General features: G+C 46.5%; 4 protein-coding genes. 2 read left to right on the top strand and 2 right to left on the bottom strand.

Annotated elements, in window-relative coordinates; genetic code table 11:
• Positions 1-185: 30S ribosomal protein S2 (gene rpsB / locus B7Y67_RS11290; RefSeq protein WP_293598724.1), on the bottom strand; the 185-nt coding region annotated here is incomplete at its 3' end.
• A 193-nt stretch (positions 186-378) separates the two neighbouring features.
• Between rpsB and map the strand changes: the two genes are divergently transcribed.
• Positions 379-1,278: a type I methionyl aminopeptidase gene (map, locus tag B7Y67_RS11285; RefSeq protein ID WP_293598725.1), complete on the top strand. Its 900-nt coding sequence runs from the start codon at positions 379-381 to the stop codon at positions 1,276-1,278.
• Positions 1,279-1,282: 4 nt separating this feature from the next.
• Positions 1,283-3,880, top strand: a complete 2,598-nt coding sequence (locus tag B7Y67_RS11280; RefSeq protein ID WP_293598723.1) for a [protein-PII] uridylyltransferase — start codon at positions 1,283-1,285, stop codon at positions 3,878-3,880.
• Here the strand turns inward: B7Y67_RS11280 and B7Y67_RS11275 are convergent.
• Positions 3,877-4,377 (bottom strand): NUDIX hydrolase, encoded by a 501-nt coding sequence (locus tag B7Y67_RS11275; RefSeq protein ID WP_293598722.1) that lies wholly within the window; start codon positions 4,375-4,377, stop codon positions 3,877-3,879. The genes B7Y67_RS11280 and B7Y67_RS11275 overlap by 4 nt on opposite strands.
• Positions 4,378-4,548 lie beyond the last annotated feature (171 nt).

Here is a 4,548-nt window from a genome sequence, read left to right as displayed (position 1 = left end):
TTAGCAGCAACTTGTTTTGCAAATTTCAGGGCGTCCTGAAACATTGGCAATGTTTTTTCTAAGTTGATGATGTGAATTTTGTTGCGATGGCCGAAAATATAAGGGGCCATTCTTGGGGACCAGAAACGGGTTTGGTGACCAAAATGGCAACCGGCTTCCAGCATTTGACGCATAGTTACTGACATAACTTCTCCTAAGGGTTAGTTTCTAAGATTGAGTCCTAGCTGCGCTAAAAAGCGCCACCCTGGAAGGCTCAACCCGCGATTTCAGATCAAAATTGACCTGAGAACGAAATTATAGCTTAAATATCAATCACCTAGACTCCTCACCCCTCACCCAAGCAATCTAAATCCCCTAGAAAATGCCTCCAAATGGGCTATTTGCACAATTTTTGAGCACTACAGATCTACCAAAAACTGCCAAGTCGTTGATAATCAAGGCATGAATAGTGTATTTACCGCCGAAAAAGACATCCAAGGGATGCGCGAAGCTGGCCGCTTAGCCAGTGAAGTTCTGGACCACGTTGCTCCTCACGTCAAAGCTGGCGTCAGCACGGCTGAGTTGGACCGCATCTGCCATGAATACATGCGTGATGTCCAAAAGACCATTCCCGCTCCACTGAACTACCAGCCGCCAGGCTACCCACCCTTTCCAGCATCCATCTGCACTTCCGTTAATGATGTGATTTGCCATGGCATTCCTGGCGAAAAGATTCTCAAAACCGGCGATGTCGTGAACCTCGATATCACCGTGATTACTCCTGATGGCTACTACGGCGATACCAGTCGCATGTTTATGGTCGGTGAAGTCTCGGTATTAGCAAAGCGCCTGACTCAAATTACCTTTGAATGCATGTGGCTTGGTATCGCACAAGTCAAACCTGGTGCATCACTGGGCGATATTGGCCACGTCATTCAGACCCATGCTGAAAAAGCCGGTTACTCAGTTGTTCGCGAATACTGCGGTCATGGCATTGGCAAAGTGTTTCATCAAGATCCACAGATTCTTCACTATGGCCGTCCTGGTACCGGTGAGAAATTAAAAGAAGGTATGACCTTCACCATTGAGCCAATGATTAACGCTGGCAAACGCGATATTCGGACAATGCCCGATCAGTGGACTGTGAAAACTAAAGACCGCAGTCTCTCGGCCCAATGGGAGCACACGCTCTTGGTAACGGCCACTGGAGTTGAAGTGCTCACTTGGTCAGAGGGAAGTAATCCGATTCCCGATTGCGTTAAGGGACTATCCTTTAGGCCAAGTCTAGCGAGCGCATAAATTCATGAGTAAGCCCCAGGCAGCCAGCAATATTACTAATGCAGCTAGCCTGCGTGCAGCTCGCGAAATTGCATGCGACGAGTTTAGAAAAACACAGTCAGTAGGTAGGTTAACTAAACAACTTACTAAGATGAGCGATCAAGTACTCGCTAATCTCTGGAATGACTGCGGCTTAAACAATGAAGCTAGCTTAATTGCCGTTGGCGGATATGGAAGAAATGCTTTATTTCCCTATTCTGATATCGATATTCTTATCCTGCTCCCAGCCGAAGAAAAACAAGCCCTCGCTTTATCAAAACAAGTTGAGCAATTTATTGCCAGCTGCTGGGATATGGGGTTGGAGATTGGCTCTTCAGTGCGAAACACTGCAGAATGTATGTCTGAATCTGAGCAAGATGTTACTGTACGTACATCACTCCTAGAGGCGCGATTCCTGTGTGGTAATAAACAACTATTTAAAGACTTTGAAAAAGCCTTTGAAGTCGCCATGGATCCAAAGGCATTCTTTCAGGCCAAGCTCGCAGAGCAAATTCAACGTCACTATAAATACCAAGATACACCCTACTCTCTCGAGCCTAATTGCAAAGAGAGTCCTGGTGGGCTACGTGACTTACAAGTGATCTCTTGGGTCAGTAAAGCAGCGCATCTAGGTAATACATTTAAAGATCTCAGTGTCGCGGGCTTAGTAACGCAACGTGAATTAACCGAGCTTAATCGTAACCAGCGTTTTTTAGAGACACTACGCGCCAATCTGCATTTACTTGCTAAGCGTAGACAAGATGTTTTGGCTTTTGACTTACAGGCGCCACTTGCTGCAGCCATGGGTATCCAAGAGGAATCTTCTAGACTTGCCAGTGAAGCGATCATGCGTCGCTACTATTGGGCAGCCAAAGCAGTCAATCAATTAAATGATGTGCTTCTGCAAAATATTGAAGCACTCCTCTTTCCTCAAGAATCCAAAACGACCCATGCCATTGCTGGTGAAGGTAATGAGTGCTTTTTTGAGCGTCAAGGTGTACTAGACATCACCGACCCTCAGCTATTTCAGAAGCATCCAGAACAAATTCTGCGTACCTTCTTAGTATTTGCGCAAACGGCTAACGTGAAGAGCTTATCTGCAACCATCTTTAGAGCGCTGTACAACGCGCGCCAAAAGATGGATAGCAAATGGCGTGAAGATCCGGTGAATCGCGCTCTCTTTATCGAGATCCTAAAAGAGCCCGAAGGAGTTAGTCGCGCGTTCCAGCTCATGAACCGTACCAGCGTACTCGGCCGCTACTTACCCGCCTTCAGAAAAATCGTTGGTCAGATGCAGCATGACTTATTTCATGTCTATACAGTTGATCAACATATCTTGATGGTGCTGCGTAATGTGCGCCGTTTTATGGTGGTCGAGCATACGCATGAGTTTCCTTTCTGCAGTAGCCTGATTGCCCATTTTGAGAAGCCTTGGCTATTAGTCATTGCCGCCCTCTTTCATGACATTGCTAAAGGACGTGGCGGCGATCACTCTGAGCTTGGTAAAGCAGACATGCGCAAGTTTGCAAAAGACCACGGTTTAGACAAAGCAGATACTGAGCTCTTAGTTTGGTTGGTTGCCGAGCACTTGAACATGAGTCAAGTTGCTCAGAAACAAGATATTACCGATCCAGAAGTGGTGCAAGCGTTCGCCAAAAAGATGGGTGATGAGCGTCATCTGACCGCACTGTATCTATTAACGGTTGCCGATGTTCGTGGAACCAGCCCTAAAGTGTGGAATGCCTGGAAAGGCAAGCTATTGGAGGACCTCTATCGCGTTACCTTGCGTGTATTGGGTGGCGCAAAACCTGATGCCTCTTCCGAGCTCGCACAGCATCAAGAAGAATCCCGTGCCAAGCTGCGTCTCTATGCAATTGAGGACTCTGTTTACGAAAATCTCTGGAAGCAATTAGATGTTGCTTTCTTCTTGCGCCAAGATGCTGGTGATATTGCCTGGCTTACACGTCATCTCTATAACAAGGTTGATAGCGAAATTCCTGTCGTGCGGGCTCGCCTCTCTTCTGTGGACGAAGGCCTGCAGATTGCTGTCTACGTGAAGGACCAAGAAGACCTTTTCGCCAGAATTTGCGCTTACTTTGAACGTCACGGTTTCTCGATTTGGGATGCCCGTATTCATACGACAAAGCATGGCTATGCACTGGATACATTCCAAATCTCAGGCAGTAACTTGGTAGATGAGGGTGGAAGTTACCGTGACCTTATTCAGCTAGTGGAATATGAACTGACAGCAGCACTGCAAAATAATGATCCCTTGCCTTCACCAAGCATGGGAAGACTTTCAAGACAGTCTCGTACCTTCCCGATTCAGCCACGCGTGCACATGATTCCGGATGAGCGAGGTCATTACTACGCGCTCTCACTATCGGCAAGTGATCGCACGGGCCTACTCTATGCCATCTCCAGAGTCTTGGCCAAGCACCAGGTTTCATTACATACCGCACGCATCAACACCTTAGGCGAGCGAGTGGAAGACGTGTTTCTATTGGATGCGGCGAACTTGAGTAAGAATCCAAAGCTGCAGATCTTGTTGGAGACAGATTTACTAGAGGCTTTAGGAGCTTAAGTCTGATCTTGTAGTTTTTGCAATGCCCGCTGAATACGTGGGCTGCTAATTTGATCAAAAGGTACCCATGCCTTTTCAATCTTTTCATGAGACGCTTCCTGCTTAAGCGCTCTCAGCACAAATAAGAGGTCGATGTGCAAATGCACACCCTCAGATTTCTTTGGATTTGCGGGAATTTCGTGCAGATCAATATCAATTAGATTTGATTGGCCGTCAATAGACTCGCAAAGAATTCCGGTCTCCTCGTAAACCTCTCTTATTGCGGCATGAATAGGAGACTCACCATCATCAATGTGACCACCAGGTTGGAACCATTGCTTAATAAACGGGTGGAAGATGAGTAAAACCTTGTCATCTTGAATCACCAACCCACTTGCTGTGATATGACCCTGCTTTGTGGAGCGTGAGTATGGATCTTTTGATGAAAGAACCCGATCACAGACGCTCGTGAATGGCGAGTGGATTGCCGTCAAAGATATCTGATCAACGATGTTCATGATTAAATCTCAAAATTCTATTGAAAGATACGGCTGGCATCAAACTGTCTCGACAAAGGTAATGGCTGCTATCGACCTTGGATTCAACTGGTCAACGCAACAGATTGGGCAAAACGTTCTGCCGGTGTTTGATAGTTTAGTGTTTTTCTAGGGCGTTCATTTAGTTTCCTT

The organism is Polynucleobacter sp. 35-46-11, from assembly GCF_002281105.1.
The sequence above is the reverse complement of the archived record's forward strand: the minus strand, read 5'-3'. Positions and strand labels throughout refer to the sequence as shown.